At 71.3% G+C, this 17,599-nt stretch carries 10 protein-coding genes; 6 read left to right on the forward strand and 4 right to left on the reverse strand.

The window, feature by feature from the left end; all coding sequences use genetic code 11:
- Positions 1-62: 62 nt before the first annotated feature.
- Positions 63-4,805 carry a family 43 glycosylhydrolase gene (locus tag C1I93_RS17945; RefSeq protein ID WP_223256175.1) on the forward strand — a complete coding sequence of 1,581 codons (4,743 nt, stop codon included), beginning with the start codon at positions 63-65 and terminating at the stop codon, positions 4,803-4,805.
- A gap of 136 nt (positions 4,806-4,941) precedes the next feature.
- Here the strand turns inward: C1I93_RS17945 and C1I93_RS17950 are convergent, their stop codons facing one another.
- A complete protein-coding gene (locus C1I93_RS17950) occupies positions 4,942-5,943 on the reverse strand; it encodes a 2-hydroxyacid dehydrogenase (protein ID WP_111244445.1) in 1,002 nt (333 codons plus the stop codon).
- A 142-nt stretch (positions 5,944-6,085) separates the two neighbouring features.
- On the opposite strand from C1I93_RS17950, the gene C1I93_RS17955 reads away from it, so the two are divergent.
- From C1I93_RS17955 to C1I93_RS17975, 5 genes are all read left to right on the forward strand, one after another.
- On the forward strand, positions 6,086-7,069 hold the full coding sequence (locus C1I93_RS17955) for a lytic polysaccharide monooxygenase auxiliary activity family 9 protein (protein ID WP_111244446.1): 984 nt from the start codon (positions 6,086-6,088) through the stop codon (positions 7,067-7,069).
- Between the two features lie 54 nt (positions 7,070-7,123).
- Positions 7,124-8,092 (forward strand): aldo/keto reductase, encoded by a 969-nt coding sequence (locus C1I93_RS17960; protein WP_111244447.1) that lies wholly within the window; start codon positions 7,124-7,126, stop codon positions 8,090-8,092.
- Positions 8,093-8,309: 217 nt separating this feature from the next.
- Positions 8,310-8,480: an FxSxx-COOH cyclophane-containing RiPP peptide gene (gene fxsA / locus C1I93_RS17965; RefSeq protein WP_111244448.1), complete on the forward strand. Its 171-nt coding sequence runs from the start codon at positions 8,310-8,312 to the stop codon at positions 8,478-8,480.
- A gap of 31 nt (positions 8,481-8,511) precedes the next feature.
- Entirely contained in the window at positions 8,512-9,660 is a 1,149-nt protein-coding gene (locus C1I93_RS17970) for an FxsB family cyclophane-forming radical SAM/SPASM peptide maturase (RefSeq protein ID WP_111244453.1), read from the forward strand.
- Positions 9,661-9,662: 2 nt separating this feature from the next.
- Complete coding sequence (locus C1I93_RS17975) at positions 9,663-11,609, forward strand: HEXXH motif domain-containing protein (protein ID WP_111244449.1); 1,947 nt, start codon at positions 9,663-9,665, stop codon at positions 11,607-11,609.
- Here the strand turns inward: C1I93_RS17975 and fxsT are convergent.
- The 3 genes from fxsT to C1I93_RS17990 all read right to left on the reverse strand — a co-directional run bounded on the left by fxsT (position 11,578) and on the right by C1I93_RS17990 (position 17,546).
- The gene (gene fxsT, locus C1I93_RS17980) at positions 11,578-15,627 is read right to left on the reverse strand and encodes an FxSxx-COOH system tetratricopeptide repeat protein (protein ID WP_181445216.1); all 4,050 of its coding nucleotides are present in this window, start codon (positions 15,625-15,627) and stop codon (positions 11,578-11,580) included. The two genes, C1I93_RS17975 and fxsT, sit on opposite strands and share 32 nt — an antisense overlap.
- A complete protein-coding gene (locus C1I93_RS17985) occupies positions 15,614-16,894 on the reverse strand; it encodes a TIR-like protein FxsC (RefSeq protein WP_181445217.1) in 1,281 nt (426 codons plus the stop codon). The genes fxsT and C1I93_RS17985 overlap by 14 nt, the downstream gene beginning before the upstream one ends.
- A 196-nt stretch (positions 16,895-17,090) precedes the next feature.
- Positions 17,091-17,546, reverse strand: a complete 456-nt coding sequence (locus C1I93_RS17990) for a GNAT family N-acetyltransferase (RefSeq protein WP_111244452.1) — start codon at positions 17,544-17,546, stop codon at positions 17,091-17,093.
- Positions 17,547-17,599: the final 53 nt, after the last annotated feature.

Raw genomic sequence — 17,599 nt, forward strand, 5'->3', positions numbered from 1 at the left:
CCCGGAAACCCCTCACCCCCAACCCCCGGCCGCGACGTCTGACCAGCACACTGGTCGCCGCAGTGGCGACCGCGCTGACCGCCGGGCTGCTGCCGGCCACACCGACGCGAGCCGCCCCCAGCGCTGACGTCACCGCGGGCCTGGTGCTCCGCTACGACCTTGACCAGAGCACCGGCACGACGGTCACCGACACCTCCGGTCACGGCCGGCACGGCACGCTCGTCGGTGGCGGCACCTGGACCAACCAGGATGGACTCCGGCTCGACGGGGTCGACGACCACGTCCGACTGCCGAACGACATCATGAAGGGCCTGTCGGCCATCACCGTCTCGGTCGACGTGTACGTCGAGCCCGACCAACAGACCCCGTACTTCATCTGGGGGTTGGGCAACCCGGCCACCTCGAACGCCGGCACCGGGTACCTCTTCGCCAGCGGCGACGCCTTCCGGGCCGCCATCACCACCACCAACTGGTCCGGCGAACGGGTGACCGCCAAGGGCGGCAACCTGGCCCGCGGCGTGTGGAAGTCCGTCACGTACACCCAGACCGGCACCACCGGCACCCTCTACGAGGATGGTGTCGAGGTCGCGCGGAACACCAACGTCACAGTCCTGCCCAGCGCCGTCGGCAACGGTACGACCACCGCCAACTACCTCGGCCGCTCCACCTACGCCACCGACCGGATGCTGCGTGCTCAGGTGGCCAACTTCCGCATCTACGACCGGGCCTTGGCCGCCGACGAGGTGGCGGCTGTCGCGTTGCCGGACGCCACCCGGGTCGCCCGCGACACCGCGGCCCTGGACCTCGGTGACCTCTCGGCGGTGACCGGCGGGCTCACCCTGCCCACCCGGGGCGGCTACGGCGCGGCGATCGCCTGGGCGTCCAGCCGCCCCGCGACGATCAGCCCGACCGGCGTGGTGACCCGACCCACCGCCGCCGACGGGCCGGCGACTGTCACCCTGACCGCCACGCTCAGCCGGGGCGCCGCCACCGACACGAAGACCTTCACCGCCACCGTGCTGCCCGACGAGTCGGACGAGGACCGCGCCGCCGCGGCAGCCGCCGCGCTGTCGCTGGTGCATCCTGACGACGTACGCGGAAATCTCACCCTGCCCACCAGCGGCCGGCACGGGGCCACCGTCACCTGGCGTTCCGACCGGCCGGCGGTGGTCGCACCCGACGGCGTGGTCAACCGCCCGGCGCACGGCGCCGGCGACGTGCCGGTGACCGTCACGGCCACTGTCGCCGTCGGTGCGGCCCGGGTCGAACGGGCCATCAGGTTGACCGTCCGGCAACTGCCCGCACCCGCGCCGTACGAGGGCTACGCGTTCAGCTACTTCACCGGCAACTCGATCGAGGGCGAGAAGATCTACTTCGCCGCCAGCCAGGGCAACAACGCCCTCCAGTGGACCGAACTCAACGGTGGCAAGCCCACCCTGGAGTCCACCTTCGGCACCCGGGGCCTGCGTGACCCGTTCCTGATCCGCAGCCCGGAGGGGGACCGGTTCTTCCTGATCGCCACCGACCTGTCCATCGGGCGCAACGGGGACTGGGACGCCTCCCAGCGGCACGGCAGCCGCTACCTGGAGGTGTGGGAGTCCACCGACCTGGTCAACTGGTCCGAGCAGCGGCACGTGGAGGTCTCCCCACCCACCGCCGGCAACACCTGGGCACCGGAGGCGTACTGGGACGACGAGCGGGGTGAATACCTCGTCTTCTGGGCGTCCAAGCTGTACGCCGAGAACGACCCGAACCACACCGGCAACACCTACAACCGGATGCTCGCCGCCACCACCCGGGACTTCGTGACCTTCGCACCGGCCACCATCTGGCAGGACCGGGGCGAGTCGCGGATCGACTCCACGGTGATCAAGGAAGGCGACACCTACTACCGGTTCACCAAGGACGAGGGCGGTGGCGGCACCGGCTGCTCCGACATCATCCAGGAGAAGGCGACCTCGCTGACCGCCGTCGACCTGCCGGGCCGGCCCGCCTGGAGCCGGATCACGGCCTGCATCGGCCGCGACGCCGGCACCTCGGCGGTGGAGGGCCCGACGGTGTTCAAGGCCAACCCGGGCGACACCTCCGGGTCGAAGTACTACCTCTTCGTCGACGAGTACGGCGGCCGGGGCTACATCCCGCTCGGCACAAACGACCTGGAGAACCCGACCTGGCGGGTGCCGGCCAGCTACCGCCTGCCGGCCAGCCCCCGACACGGCACCGTCATCCCGGTCACCAAGACCGAACTCGACGCCCTCAACGAGGCGCTCACCGAGGCGCCGCCACCGGTCCGGGCCACCGAGGACGGTCTGGTGCTGCGTTACCCGCTGAACCAGAGCAGCGGTGGCACCGCCACCGACGCCTCCGGCAACGGCTACCACGGCACCCTGGCCGGTGACGCCGGCTGGCGCGACGGCGCGCTGAACCTCGGCGGCAGCAACGGACACGTCGGCCTGCCCGACAACATCATGGCCGGGCTCGACGAGATCACCGTGTCGGTCCAGGTCAACATCGCCAGCGACCAGGCCACGCCGTACTTCATCTGGGGGCTGGGCAACACCTCGGGTGGCGCGGGCAACGGCTACCTCTTCACCACCGGCAACAACTACCGGACCTCGCTGGCGACCGGGAACTGGACCACCGAGGAGACCGTCACCAACGGCACCGCCCTGCCGCGTGCGGTGTGGAAGACGCTCACGTACACCCTCAACGGTGCCGGCACCGCCCGGCTCTACCTGGACGGGGTGCGGGTCGCCGAGAAGACCGGGGTGGTCAACCGGCCCGGTGACATCGGCGGCGGGTGGACCACCGCCAACTACCTCGGCCGCTCCCAGTACAGCTCCGACCGGTATCTCAAGGGCCAGGTTCGCGACTTCGCGATCTACAACCGGGCGCTCAGCGACGCCGAGGTGGCCGGGCTGGGTGGTAACGGCACCGGCATCGTCGCGGTGACGCTGGACAGCCTGAAGGTGCCAGCGATGATCGACCCGAACACCGGCACTGTCACCCTGCCGGTGCGGCCCGGCACCGACCTGAGCCGGCTCGCGCCGACGTACGTGGTGGCCTCGACCTCGACGGTCACCCCGACCGGGGCCCGGGACTACCGCCAGCCGGTGGCGGTCACCGTGCGGGACGCGACCGGGGCGACCCGGGTGTGGACGGTGCGGGCGGTGTCGATGGGCTCGCCGGTGCTGCCCGGCTACAACGCCGACCCGAACATCGTCCGGTTCGGCGACACGTACTACATCTACGCCACCACCGACGGCTTCCCCGGCTGGGGCAGCAGCACCTTCAAGGTGTGGTCGAGCCGGAACCTGGTCGACTGGACCGAGCACGACACCATCCTGGACCTCGGCCCCGACATCTCCTGGGCGGACCGCAACGCCTGGGCGCCGGCGGCGATCGAGAAGAACGGCAAGTACTACTTCTACTTCTCGGCGCAGCAGAACATCGGGGTGGCGGTCGCCGACTCGCCGCTCGGGCCGTTCGTCGACCCGCTGGGCAAGCCGCTGGTCAACAAGGACGACTACAACGGCGCACAGCAGATCGACCCGGCGGTCTTCACCGACGACGACGGCAAGAGCTACCTCTACTGGGGCAACGGCACGCCGTACGCGGTACCGCTGAACGACGACATGATCTCGTACGACGTCAGCAAGCGGGTGCGGTTCACCGGCCTGACGGACTTCCGCGAGGGCCTGTTCCTGCACAAGCGCGACGGCGCCTACTACCTGTCCTGGTCGATCGACGACACCGGCAGCGAGAACTACCGGGTCGGCTACGGCATCGGCACCAGCCCGCTGGGCCCGTTCACGGCCAAGGGCGAGATCCTCACCAAGGACCCGAGCCAGGGCATCCTCGGCACCGGACACCACTCGGTGCTGCAGGTGCCCGGCACCGACGACTGGTACATCGCGTACCACCGCTTCGCCATCCCGGGCGGCGACGGTACGCACCGGGAGACCACCATCGACCGGCTGTACCACGAGCCCGACGGCACGATCCGCCGCGTGGTGCCGACGCTGACCAGCGTGCCGCCGCTGCGCTACCAGGGCGGGCAACCGAAGGTGTCGATCTCCGCTGCGGGCAGCGACGGCTGGTACGGCGGTCAGGCCGCGTTGACGCTGACCGCTGGCGACGGCGTCCGGCTGGTGGAATACCAGATCGACGGCAAGGGCTGGTTCCCTTACCGGGACCCGGTGCCGCTGCCGCACGGCAGCTACCGGATCGACTACCGGGCCCAGGGCGCCAACCTGTGGTGGAGCGAGACCTGGTCGACCACGGTCAAGGTGGACCGGGTGCTGCCGACCGTACGGGGCAAACTCGACAAGCGGACGTTGACCATCACCGCCGGCGACGCCCACTCGGGGGTGGCCCGCATCGAGTACCGCGACGGTTTCGGCGCCTGGCAGCGGTACCGGTCACCGGTGCGGTTCGACCACACCCGGCACCTCGTCCAGTACCGCGCCATCGACACGGCGGGCAACGTGGCCATGGCGAGCCTGCTGGTGCCTTCGGTGCCGGGGCCGGCACCGAAGGTGAAGAAGGCGCCAACCATCAAGGGCAAGGCCAAGGTCGGTACGAAGCTCACCGTCACCCCGGGCAGCTGGGACCAGCCCGGCCTGACCTTCTCCTACCAGTGGCTGCGTGACGGCAAGGCGATATCCGGGGCGACCGGCTCCAGTTATCTGCCGAAGAAGGCGGACGTCGGGCACCGGCTGAGCGTGCGGGTGACCGCGACCCGCCTGAACACCAAGCCCGGCGTGGCCACCACCAAGCGAACCACACCGGTAGCTGCTCGCTAGCGCCTGAGAACACAGCAATCTTGGTGCGAAAGTGCCCCCGAAACGGGGCGCTTTCGCACCAAGATCCGTTTCGGTGTCAGTCCAGGTGCTCGGCGGGGCGGTTTGCAACAGCCAGGACAGCGGCATCCGGGCCGGGTCAGCAGACCCGGGCCGGACCGGTGACGGCGTCGGGGCCGGAGTGCGCGACGGCGGTCAGGTTGGCGATCGTGGTGGCGGCGATGCTGTGCAGCCCGTCGGAGGTGAAGAACGCCTGATGCCCGGTGACCAGCACGTTGGGGAAGGTGGTGAGCCGGGCGAAATCGTCGTCGCCGAGGACGCGGTCGGAGAGGTCCTCGAAGAACAGGTCGGTCTCCTCCTCGTACACGTCGAGGCCGAGGTAACCGATCCGGCCGCTCTTCAGCCCGTCGATCACGGCCCGGGTGTCCACCAGCGAACCCCGACCGGTGTTGATCAGCATCATGCCCTCGCGGAGCAGTTTCACCCGGTCGGCGTCGATCAGATGGCGGGTGTCGGCGGTGAGCGGGCAGTGCAGGGTGACGATGTCCGACTCGGCGAGCAGGTGCTCCAGCGGGACGTACTCGGCCCCGGCCGCGATCGCCGCGTCGCTGCGCTGCGGATCGCTGGCCAGCACGCGGCAACCGAAGGCGGTCATGATCTGGGCGACGCAGACGCCGATCCGGCCGGTGCCGACGATGCCGACCGTACGGCCGTGCAGGTCGAAGCCGAGCAGCCCGGTGAGCGCGAAGTTGTGTTCGCGTACCCGGTTGTAGGCACGGTGGATCTTGCGGTTGAGCGCGAGGATCAGGCCGACCGTGTGCTCGGCGACGGCGTGCGGTGAATACTCCGGCACACGTACCACGGTCAGGCCGAGCCGGCGGGCGGCGGCCACGTCGACGTTGTTGAAACCGGCCGCACGCAGCGCGACCACCCGCACGCCGACCTCGGCGAGCCGCTCCAGCACCTCGTCGCCCAGGTCGTCGTTGACGAAGGCGCAGACCGCGGCGCTTCCCTCGGCCAGCCGGGCGGTCTGCGCCGTCAACCGGGGCTCCAGGAAGACCAGCTCATGATCACCGGCGGCGTTCGCTGCGCCGAGGAACTTCCGGTCGTACGGTTTCGTGCTGAACACGGCCACTCGCATCAGGCACCTCCACCGTTCACGCTACGGACGGGCCCGCGGACCGAGGCAGGGTCGGCCGACTCGTTTCCGTGCGGACTGTTGCGCCGCGCATCGAACCTTTTGGCCCTTCCCATCCGTACTGATGCCTGGGAGGACCACTGTCATGACCGTACGCCGAATCGCCGCCATGCTCGCCGCCGTCGCCGCGGCGACGATCGGCGCGTCGCCCGCCTATGCGCAAGGTGCCCCGTCGTTCCCGGTCGGCCGGGCTCTGGCCTGCGCCCCGAACGGCGAGCACGCCGAAACCGCCGCCTGCCTGGCCGCGATCAGGACCGGCGCCGCCGTCCGGGAATGGGACAACATCCGGGTGTACGGGGTGGACGGCCGCGACCGCGAGCAGATCCCGGACGGGGAGCTGTGCAGCGGCGGGCTGTCGGCGTACCAGGGACTGGACCTGGCACGCACCGACTGGCCGACGACCCGACTGACGGCAGGCGCGCAGCTCACCTTCCGCTACCGCAGCACGGTGCCGCACCAGGGCGTCTTCCGGTTCTACCTGACTCGCGCCGACTACCTCGGGACCGGGAAACTGACCTGGGCGGATCTGGACACCATGCCGTTCCTCAGGGTCGCCGATCCGCAGTTGCGCGACGGGGAATACCAGATGTCCGTGCGCCTGCCTGCCGATCGGACCGGCCGGCACATCATCTACACGATCTGGCAGACCTCGGACAGTGCCGACACCTACTACTCCTGCTCGGACGTGGAGATCCAACCGCCGGGCAGCCGGGCCCAGCCATCGTCGGTTCCGGTAGCGGACGTGACCACGCCGCCGGCCGCCGACGCCGCAGCGGAGCCGACCGCCCCCGGCGGCGACGCGGCGGCCGGTGACGAGGGTCTGATCGGCGACGCGGCGACCGACGCGTCGCGTAACGAGCTGCCGGCCGGCGCGCTGGCCCGCCCGGTGGCCTCGGTCAGCTCGCTGGACGGCCTGAGCTGGCCGCTGTACGCGGGCGGCGCGCTCGGCGTGCTGCTGCTGGTGCTGGTCGGCAAGTGGCTACGTGGCTCCCGCGGCTCCCGCAGCGGACCACCCCCCGGTCGCCCCTGCACGGTGCGCAACCACCGGGCCAACCCCCGCATCTGGTGACCCACGCCGGCAGGCACCGGGCGGGAAAGGGGTGGGGCGGGTAGCCTCGGCGGCATGCGTTACGTGCGGCTCGACACTCCGAAGCCCCTGTCCAAGATCGGGCTCGGCACCTGGCAGTTCGGTTCGCGCGAGTGGGGTTACGGGCCGGACTACGAGCGGCTGGCGGGCGACATCGTGCGGCGCGCCGTCGAGCTGGGCGTCACCGTCTTCGACACCGCCGAGGTTTACGGCTTCGGGCGCAGCGAGCGGATCCTGGGCGCAGCGTTGGCGCGCGACCGGGACAAGATCACTGTAGCGACCAAGATCCTGCCGGTGCTGCCGATCGCCTCCGTGGTGCAGCAGCGGGCGGTCGCCTCGGCGGCCCGACTCGGCGTCAGCACCATCGATCTCTACCAGGTGCACAAGCCCAACCCGCTTGTCGCCGACCACACCACCATGCGCGGGATGCGTACGTTGCAGGACGTCGGCCTGGTCGGTGAGGTCGGGGTCAGCGACTACAGCCTGCGCCGCTGGCAGGTCGCCGAAGTCGCGCTGGGCCGGCGGGTGCTGAGCAACCAGGTCCGCTACAGCCTGCTGGACCGCAAGCCGGAAGAGGACCTGCTGCCCTACGCGGAGCAGGCCGGCCGCCTGGTCATCGCGTACAGCCCACTGGCGCAGGGCTTCCTCTCCGGCCGGTACGACGCACACCACCCGCCGACCGGCGCGGTCCGCCGGGCCAACCCGTACTTCCTGCCGGAGAACCTCGAACGGGGCACGGCGCTGATCGAGACGCTGCGTCAGGTGGCCGCCGCGCACGACGCCACGCCGAGCCAGATCGCGCTGGCGTACGTGTTGCGTCACCCGAACGTGGTGGCCATCCCGGGTGCGTCAAGCGTCGAGCAGGTGGAACGCAACGCCGCCGCCGCGGAGATCGACCTCACCGAGGACGAGTACGCCGCGCTGGTGAATGCGGCCCGGGCGTTCCGTCCGGTCACCGGCCTGGCCGCGGCACCGAAACTGCTCCGGGCCCGCGCCGGCAGGTGACCCCGGGCCGGTGTCGGAGAGGCGACGGAGCGCGTCCCCCGGCGGCACTGCAACGTTGAACCGGTTGACCGCCCGGGTGCCCTCTGACGGCATGATGCCGATACGATGACCCGGTTCGCCGACGGTTCGGCGGTGGGGGCGGGCTCTGGTCCGGTGCCTCTTGCACAAGTTGTCACTCATTCGGGCGCGAGTTTCCTTCGCGGGTGGACGGATCACTATGGATACGACCGAAGACGGCCCCGTCGGGGTGCTCGCGGACCTCAGCGACGTGAGCCTGGCCGACCTGCCGGAGCTCGACAAGTCGGCGTTCGGCCATTCGCTGCGCCGCATCCTTGAGGAGATCGACCGCCCGCAGGACGCGGTCGCCGGGTGGAACTCGGCGATGTGACGTGCCGGGCGACGGGCGGCGTGGGCAGGCGGTGGCACACCGACCGGCCCCGACGCGGCCGGTGCCCTTCTCCGAGTTCATCCTGAAGGTCCACAGCAGGTGCAACCTGGCCTGCGACTACTGCTACATGTACGAGTTGGCCGACCGGCGGGCCCGCACCGACCCGCCGCTGATGTCCCCCGAGGTCTTCGACCACACCTGTCGTCGGCTCGCCGAGCATGTGCACACGCACGGGTTGGCGGCGGCGCGGATCGTGCTGCACGGTGGTGAACCGCTGCTGGCCGGCGCACCGGCCCTGGCGCGGATGGCCGAGCGACTGCGGGCGGCGGTCAGCCCCGCGTCGGCCCGGATCAGCGTGCAGACCAACGGCACCCTGCTCGACGAGCGGGCACTTGCCGTGCTGGCCGAGGCGGGGGTGCTGGTCGGGGTCAGTCTGGACGGTGACCGGCGCAGCAACGACAGGCACCGGCGGTACGCCTCCGGTCGGGGCAGCTTCGACGCCGTCGAGCGTGCGCTGCGCCTGCTCGCCGGGCGGCCCGAGGCGTACGCGGGCATCCTCTGCGTGGTCGACCTCGACGCCGATCCACGTGGGACGTACCAGGCACTGCTGGCCCACCGACCACCGATGGTGGACTTCCTGCTGCCGCACGCCAACTGGGAGACGCCGCCGCGCCGGGTCGGGCCCGCCGAGGGCGGGTACGGCAGGTGGCTGGCCGACGCCTTCGACGCGTGGTACGACGCGCCGGTGCGGCTGACCCGGGTCCGCCTCTTCGAGGAACTGCTCAACCTGCTGCTCGGCGGCCAGAGCCGGACCGAGTCGGTCGGGCTGAGTCCGGTCGCCGCCGTGGTGGTCAACACCGACGGTGGCTACGAACAGGTCGACACGCTGCGCTCCAGCTACCCGGGCGCGGTCGACACCGCCCTGACGGTCTTCGACGACACCTTCGACGACGTGCTGCGCCACCCGGCCGTGGCGATCCGGCAGGCCGGTGTGGCGGCGCTGGCGGCCGAGTGCCGGCGCTGTCCGGTGCATCAGGTCTGCGGCGGCGGCAACTATCCGCACCGGTACCGGGCCGGCAGTTTCACCAACCCCTCCGTCTACTGCGCCGACCTCCGCCTGCTCATCGCGCACGTGTCAAGCCGGCTGCGGGCCGATCTGGCCGGGCTGCGAGGCGGCTGACGGTGAGCCGCTACCACCGGCTGCGCCCGGCCGACCTTGACGCTCTCGCTGCCGGGGCGGGCGGCGCGGATCTGGTCCGGACGCTGCGCGCCGGGCAGCTCAGCAAGCGGATGCTCCAGCTACGTGCGGTACTGGACCTGGCCGATCCGGCCGAGACCGGCAGCTACTTCGCGCTGCTCGCCGCGGCCGTACGGCGGAATCCGGCGCTCGGCCCGGCGCTGCTGACCCTGCCGCACACCGGCGCGTGGCTGGCGGTCACCCTCCGCCGGCTACGGCAACCCGATCCGGCCACCGCACGATCCGCCCGCACTGCGCCGGCCCCGGCGGCCGTACCCGCTGCGCCACCCGGCGCGGCTACGGCCGTACCCGCCGCGTCCGGCCGGACCACGGCGGGGCTGGCGGTACGGCCCGAGTCTGCCGGCCCGGTCGGTGTCGACCTGGGTTACCTCGGCGGGCTGGCGGTGGCGGCGGCGATCCGGGCCGGCCTGGAGTTCACGCTCACCGTGCCGGCGCGCGACGGTGCGGTCTTCCTGCCCTCCCTCGGTCGGGCCCGGGTCAACGGATCAGGCCCGGTCACGGTGTCCCACACCGGCGGCCGGACCCGGGTGGGCCCGGTCGAGCTGCCCCCACTCGGGCCCGGCGAGCCGGCTCCCGCCGGTGCCCGCGGGACCGAGACGGAGGGCTGGTCCGGGCTGCACAGTCTGTCCAGCACCGCCGGTGGGCTCACCCTGCGCCTCTGGCTCGACGATCTCGATCCGTACCGCGACTGTCACCGGCTCTGCGCCACCGGCCGGTTGGACCCCGCGGCGGTGGACCGCTGGCAGCGGCTGCTCGACGGGGCCTGGCCGATCCTGGTGCGGTACCACCGGGGGCATGCCGAGGCGATCGCCGAGGGACTGCGTACCCTCGTCCCGCTGGAGGCCGACTCGGCCAGCGCCGGGGTGAACGTGACAAGCATGGACGCCTTCGGCGCGGTGTCGATGACCCCGCCGGCCGACGGCCAGGGGCTGGCGCTCGGCCTGATGCACGAGTTCCAGCACGCGAAACTCGGTGCCACCATCGACATCGAGCCGCTCTACGACCCCGACGACAAGCACTACTACTACGCGCCCTGGCGCGACGATCCGCGTCCGCTCGGCGCCGCCCTCCAAGGCGTGTACGCCTTCGTCGCGGTGACCGAGTTCTGGCGCACCCGGCGCACGGCGGTCACCGCCGGCCAGGTGCGGCTGGCCGAGACGGAGTTCGCCCGCTGGCGGGATCGGGTGGGACGCACCTGCGTGGACGTCGAGTCGCACGGGCAGCTCACCCCGGCCGGCCGGCGGTTCGTGGCCGGGCTGCGTACGGTGATCGACGGCTGGCGCGACGACCCGGTGCCGCCGGAAGCCGCCGCGCTCGCCCGCGAGGCCGCGGACGACCACTGGACGGTGTGGCGGCTGCGCAACCGGCGGCCTGATCCTCGGATCGTGGCACGGCTCGTCGAGGCGTGGCGGGCCGGTGCGGCCTGCCCTGCGCTCACCGTCGCGCTGCGGGTACGACCGGCCGACGGCCGTTGGCTGAGCCGCAGTCCCCGGCTGGACCTGGTCCGGCTGCGGCTCGCCGACCCGGAACGGTTCGACCGGCTGCGTCGTGGTGCCGAACGCCTCGCCGACGTGTTGCCGGCCGCCTCCGCCGGTGACCTGGCGCTGGCCGCCGACGATCACCTGACCGCCCGGACGTGGTATCAGCGGCAGCTGCGGCACGAGCCGGACCAGGTGGCGGCCTGGGTCGGGTTGACGCTCGCCGACGCGCGGCTGCCGGCCGCCGACTCCGCACTACGGGCCGATCCCGAGCTGTGCCGGGCGGTGCTGAGCGCGTTGGCCGAGGTGGGTGTGGCGGTGGATCCGCTCGACCTGTCCCGCTGGCTGGCCCCGGTGCGGGTCAGGTCGGTGGCGGCTCCAGATCGCAGTTGAGCCGGTTCGCCTCGACCAGGGCGATGGTGTTCGGATGCTCCTCCCCGAGCACCCGCCGGAACAACGGCATGACCTGGTCGCGCAGCGTGCGGGCACCCCGGTGATCGCCGGTGACGCTCAGGCTGGTGGCGAGGTTGTTCGCCACCGCCAGGGTGTCCGGGTGGGCCGGCCCGAGGATCCGCCGGCTGCGGTCGTACGCCTCCTGGTCGTTGAGCAGCGCCGCGTCGAACTCGCGGCGACTGAACCAGCAGTTGGCGAGGTTGATGTTGGCGGCCAGGGTGTAGGGATGGTCCGCGCCGATCCGTTGGGTGAACCGGGCCACCACCCGGTCGGACAGCTCGAAGGCCGCCTCCGTGTCGCCCACCTTGCGCAGGAAGATCGCCAGATTGTTGGCGTAGGCCAGGGTGAACAGGTGATCCTCGCCCATGTGGTCCCGGTACCACCGGTACACCGGTCGGGCCCGGCGCAGCGCCCCCGTGTCGTCGCCGATGGCCGACTCGTCGCAGGCCAGGTTCATGGCGCTGGCCTGCACGTCGGGATGATCCGGGCCGTGTCGCCGGCGGGACCGCAGCAGCACCTCCCGGCTCAGCGTGTGGGCCCGCTCCAGCTCACCGAGTTTGCGCAGGGTGACCGCGTAGTTCTTCAGGGCCCGCAGGGTCTCGGCGTCCTCCTCACCGAGCACCTGACGGTGTGCCTCCACCGCCGCCTCCAGGATCCGGCGTGACTCGATCAGATCACCGGTGTCGCGCAGGTCGCGGCCGTACTGCCCGGCGGAGAAGAGGGTGAACGGATGCATCGGCCCGAGCGTTTCCCGGCGTCGGGCCAGGGTGCGCTCGTTGCGGCGCAACGCACCGCGCAGGTCACCGACCAGGCGCAGCGAGATGGCCAGGTTGTGCGCCGCGATCAGGGCCCGGGGATGGTCCTCACCGAAGACGTCCCGGGCCAGTCGCTCGGTGCTGGTGTCCAGCTCGCGGGCGCGTTCGAAGAACCCGAGCGCCCGCAGGTCGGCGGCGAGGCTGCCAGCCACGATCACTGTGTATTCGTGGTCCTGGCCCAGGGTGCGGCTGAGTCGGTCGTACACCTCGCGGTCGATGTCGTGGGCCGCCTGGTAACGGGCCTCCAGCCGCAGCGCGTTGGCCAGGTGGAAACGCATCATCAACGCCTGCGGGTCGTCCGGGCCGTACCGCTCCTGCCACAGTTCGATCGCCTGCTCGGCGAGTTCGGCGCAGGTGCCGAAGTCGACCCGGATCCACATGTAGCGGGCCACGTCGAGCAGGAGCTGCCGCACCTCGGGCTGGTCGGAGGCGAGCGTCCGGGACGGCAGCAGGTGCGGCCACAACTCGGCGTAGATCGGCCAGTTGTCGGGCTGGTCGGGATCCTTCGGGTTGGCGGCGGCCAGGATGGCGTGCACGTGGCGGCGGTTTTCGACCTTCTCCTCGGCGGAGAGCGACTCCCGAATCAGTTCCTGGACCAGCGGATGCATCCGCAGGCTGGTCTGCCCGGCGTCGTCGGCGCGTTCCTGGCCCCGCCCCCGGCCACCCCCGCGCACACTGTCGATGCGGGCCAACGCGTACCTGCCGATGTCGCGCAGCGTCCGCCCCATCAGCAGCGGATCGCGCAACGACTGGTCGTAGGGGAGCAGCACGTTGATGAAGCGGTCCCCGTTGATCAGGGACATCGGGATCGGCTCGCTGGCGAAGAAGGAACAGACCTCCAGCAGCTTCGCCGCCGCCGGGTTGCGTTCGCGCAGACTGTCCAGCGAGACCAGCCACGGCTCGGCGCCGGTCTGCCGGTAGTCCGCCGGCAGCTCCTCGGCCAGCATGTCCGGCAGGTAGCGCCGGACCCGGGCGAGGTACTGCTCGGGCGACTCGCCGGTGGTGGCCAGCCAGGCACCAGCCTGCTCGATGGCGAGCGGCAGGTCGCCCAGCCGCTCGGCGATCAGTTGCGCGTCACCGCCGGTGAGGTGCCGGGCCCGCCGACCGAGCAGGGCGAGGCTCTCCGCCCGGTCGAAGGAACCCACCTCCAGCGTCCGGGCGTGCCGCGTCCAGGCGTGGTTGCGGGTGGTGACGAGCACGTGTCCGGGCCCCTGCGGGAGCAGCTCCGTCAGCTCCGTCGGCTCGTCGGCGTTGTCGAGGATGAGCAGCCAGCGGCGGTACGGCACGCCACGGCGCAGCACGTCCAGCACCCACTGGACCCGATCGCTGACGCTGCCGCCCAACGGCATGTCGAGTTCGGCGGCCAGCCGGTCGGCGAGTGCGCCCAGGGCCAGGCGCAGGACGCTTGGTTGCTGCGCCGAGATCCACCAGACGATGTCGTACTCGCCGCGGAAGCGGTAGGCGTACTCCAACGCGATCTGGCTCTTGCCGACGCCGCCGAGGCCGTGCAGCGCCAGCGGACCGTGCCCGGCCTCGGCGCTGGAGAGCCAGTCGCGCATCTCCTCCAGCAGCAGACCGCGCCCGACGAACTGGACGTTACGCGGCAGCGGCACCCGCCAGAGCGGGGGTTCGTTGCCGGGGAAGCGGCGGCGTCGCTGGGCGTCCTGCGGGTCGCCGGCCGGCCGGGTGGGATGGCCCAGCGCCTCCAACAGGCGGTCGATCGCCTCCTGCTCGTTGACCCCGACCAGGTCGACCGGGATGCGGTCGACGAACGGCCCGGAGGCGCGGGAGTTGTCCAACCGGATCGGCACCAGGTAGCTGGTGCCGACACTGGCGTCCCGGGTGGCCTGCTGCCACAGCTCGCGGGCGCTCGGCGACTGCATGTACTCCTGGGACAGCAGCACGATGAGCCGGGCGGCGTCGGTGAAACCGATGGCGGTCGGGTCGCCGCCGGCCGGATGGGCGGGAAACTCCACCTCCCGCATGACCGCCCGCAGCCCGGTCGTACGCAGCTCGTCGCAGATCCACTCCGCCCAGGCCCGGTCCTGCGCCGCGTAGCTGACGAAGACGTCAGGTGTGGCGCCGGTGAGCCGCTGCCGCTCGAACTTGGCCAGCCACTTGCGACGGAGCTGGTCGTCAAGGGGCGGCAGATTCTCCACCACGCCCTCGCTGATCGCCCGGGTCAACCGCTCGTACGCGGCGAGCAGGGTGGCCTCGTGATGAGCCCGGTCGCCGAAGGTGGCGAGGATCTCCTCGTAGGCGTAATAGGGCTGATAGGGGATTTCGACCTCGCCCCAGTACCTGTCGCTCTCCTCGGGCGAGAGACGGGGCAGCAGCGGAGTGAACCGGCGACGGGCCTGGTCCCGCCCGGCCTCCAGCTTGAGCTGCTCGGCGTTGTCGACACGCATCGGCACCGGCAGGATCCGGATCGGCCGGTCGCCGCGCTGCCTGACGATGGAGCGGGCCACCGCGGCGGCCCCGTCGATGCTCTGCTCGTTGAGCGTGAACGAGGTGACGACCGCGTCGGGCAGCCGCACCGTGCAGATGCCGGCGCCGTCGCTGACCCCGGTGCGGCTGTCGATGAGCACGTAGTCGTAGTTGTCCCGCATGCTGGCGGCCAGTGCGTCCAGGAAGAGGTTGCCGCCGAGCTTCTCGAAGAACGCCTGCCAGTCGAAGGTGCTGACCGCCTTCGTGTACGACGGGTCCTGCCGACCGGCCGGCAGCAGGTCCAGATAGCCCCGCAGGACTGGCCGGGCGCCACCTGTCACGTCGTGGCTCGGCGGCGGGAACTTCCAGTCCAGCGACACCGCGTGCCGCAGCACGTCGGCGGCGGTGCTGATCCAGTCCGGATCCTCCGTCTCTTCGTCGGGGCGTACTGCGGCCTCGGCGTAGTCCCGGGCCATGTCGATCACCCCGCGCGAGGTGCGCAGCTCCTTGTCCAGCAGGAACGGATGGAAGTATTTGTGCAGGCCGGGGGATTCCAGGTCCCAGTCGACGGCGAGCACCCGGTAGCCGTTGGCGGCGAGGATCCAGGCCACGTTCGCCAGCGCCATGGTGCGCCCGGTCCCGCCCTTGTACGAGTAGAACGTGACGATCCGGCCCTCGCCGCCGGTGATCGCCTCGCGCGGGTCAGTGGTCGTCACTGTGGTCCTCCGTTGCGGGCTCATCGCCGAGGCCGGCCCACGGGCCGTCGAGCCGGGGCGGTGAGGTGTCCGTCGACTGGCCGAGCGGCCGGTGCACCGAGGCCCGGCTGAACACCCGGTTGCGGGCCACCTCCAGCACCTCCGGCAGCAACTCCTCGAAGGCCCGGTGGGTGATGATGTTCGACCGGTACAGCTCGTCGTCAAGGGTGAGTTCCTCGAAGACCTCCCGGCAGCCGCGGGAGAGCAACTGCCAGTGCTCCCGGGTCTCCGGATCCTCCCGGCTGCTGGGGATCAGCACCGCCGTGGCGGCGCCCTCGTTGCGCAGTGCCGCCGAGGCGTGGTCGATGAGGGCCTGTCGCCGCGCCGGCAGCCGGGTCAACCAGGCATCGACGATCAGCACCAGGATCTGGTGGTACCGGGTGGCCGGGTCGGTGCCGTGGGCCAGCCGGTCGACGTCGAGCACAGTGGAGCGGTAGCTGTGGTCGGCGGCGATCTCCCGGGCGTAGTCGACGAGCGGCTCGGGCATCGGCGGCCGGTACGGCGCCCACTGGAGCGGGTCGTCGCCGTAGACCGAGACGTCCTGCCGGATGGCGCGCATCTCCTGCCGGCTGGTGGCGGCCACGATGAACTGGACGAGCATGGCGCTGCTGGGACCGGTGCGCACCGGTGCGCCGGGGGCCGGTGCCGGCTGGTCGTGGAAGGCGCTCGGGACGCTCTGGAGATCGAGCCGACGGTGCTCCATCGGCAGCGGATGAGTGTCCACACTCGCCACGATCTGGTTGGCCAGCTCGAACACGAAGGTGCGGTAGTCGTCGCCGTGTCGTTGCAGGCGCATCAGTTGCCGGATGCCGAGGCGTTGGTACAGCTCGCCCATGCTGTCCGAGGTGTACTGCAGAGGCTGGGCCACCGGATGGATCCGGCCCGGCAGGGCCGGGATCCACATCAGCGGCTTGAGCAGCGAGGCGTCCACCCGGCGCTGTGCGAAGTGGGCGGTGCGGTCGGAGAAGAGCTGCCACTCCTGGCCGCAGACCCGACTCTGGAAATACCGAGGTGTCATCAGAGCCAGAAAGGAACCACAGCTGCCCAGGGCGTCCACGAGTCGCTGCGGCCACCGCTCGCCGAGCAGCATGGTGCGGTCGACGAAACCCACAGGCTTGTCGCGGGGCAGGCCGGCGATCAGTCGTACGTCTGCGCTGAGATCCTCGTAGAAGCGCTGGACGAGGGCGTCCTCGTCACCCCTTGCGTAGCTGAGGAAGAAGTACAGCACCGCACCTCCGCGCCTGGGACTCTGGCCATGGGGTGGCTGAGGTCGTGGCAGTCGCCGGGGCGGGCCGGGAGTGGTGGCCGTGGCGGCGGGAGCTTCACCGCGAGTATAGGTGCGGAAACAAGGCGTGGCAGCCCGCCGAACTGTCGTATCCGGACACTCCTCGGACAGCCGGCCGACATCGCCTGTCGCGCAGGTGTCAAGCCAGGTCGCGGGCGTAACAGACGGAGAGGGCCGCGCCCCGGTACGGGCCGAAGTTGTCGATGCGGTGGTAGCCCTCGCGCTCGTAGAAGCGCATCGCGTCGGGCTGGGCGGTGCCGGTCTCCAGCAGCAGGGCGTGCACCCCGGCGGTGCGGGCGGCCGCCTCCAGGGCGCGCAGGATGGCGGTGGCCACGCCGGTGCCCCGGGCGGCCGGCTCGACGTACATCCGTTTGATCTCGGCGGAGTCGGGGCCGAGCAGGCGCAGCCCACCGCAACCCACGGCGGCGCCGGCGTCGTCGCGGGCGACCAGGAAGACGCTCACCGTCTCGGCGCTGGGCGGCGCGCCCGGTTCGTGGTCGTCGTTGCTGTAGCGGGCGTCGAGTTCGGCGCGTTGCGCGGCGCGTAGCCGGGTGGCGTCGCGCGACTCCCATGGTTCGTGCTGGACCGAGACCATCCCATCACCCTTCCCGTAACAAGCGTTACCGTAACGTAAGCTACGGTTTGCGG

Source organism: Micromonospora endophytica, assembly GCF_003236305.1.
Lineage (GTDB): Bacteria > Actinomycetota > Actinomycetes > Mycobacteriales > Micromonosporaceae > Micromonospora > Micromonospora endophytica.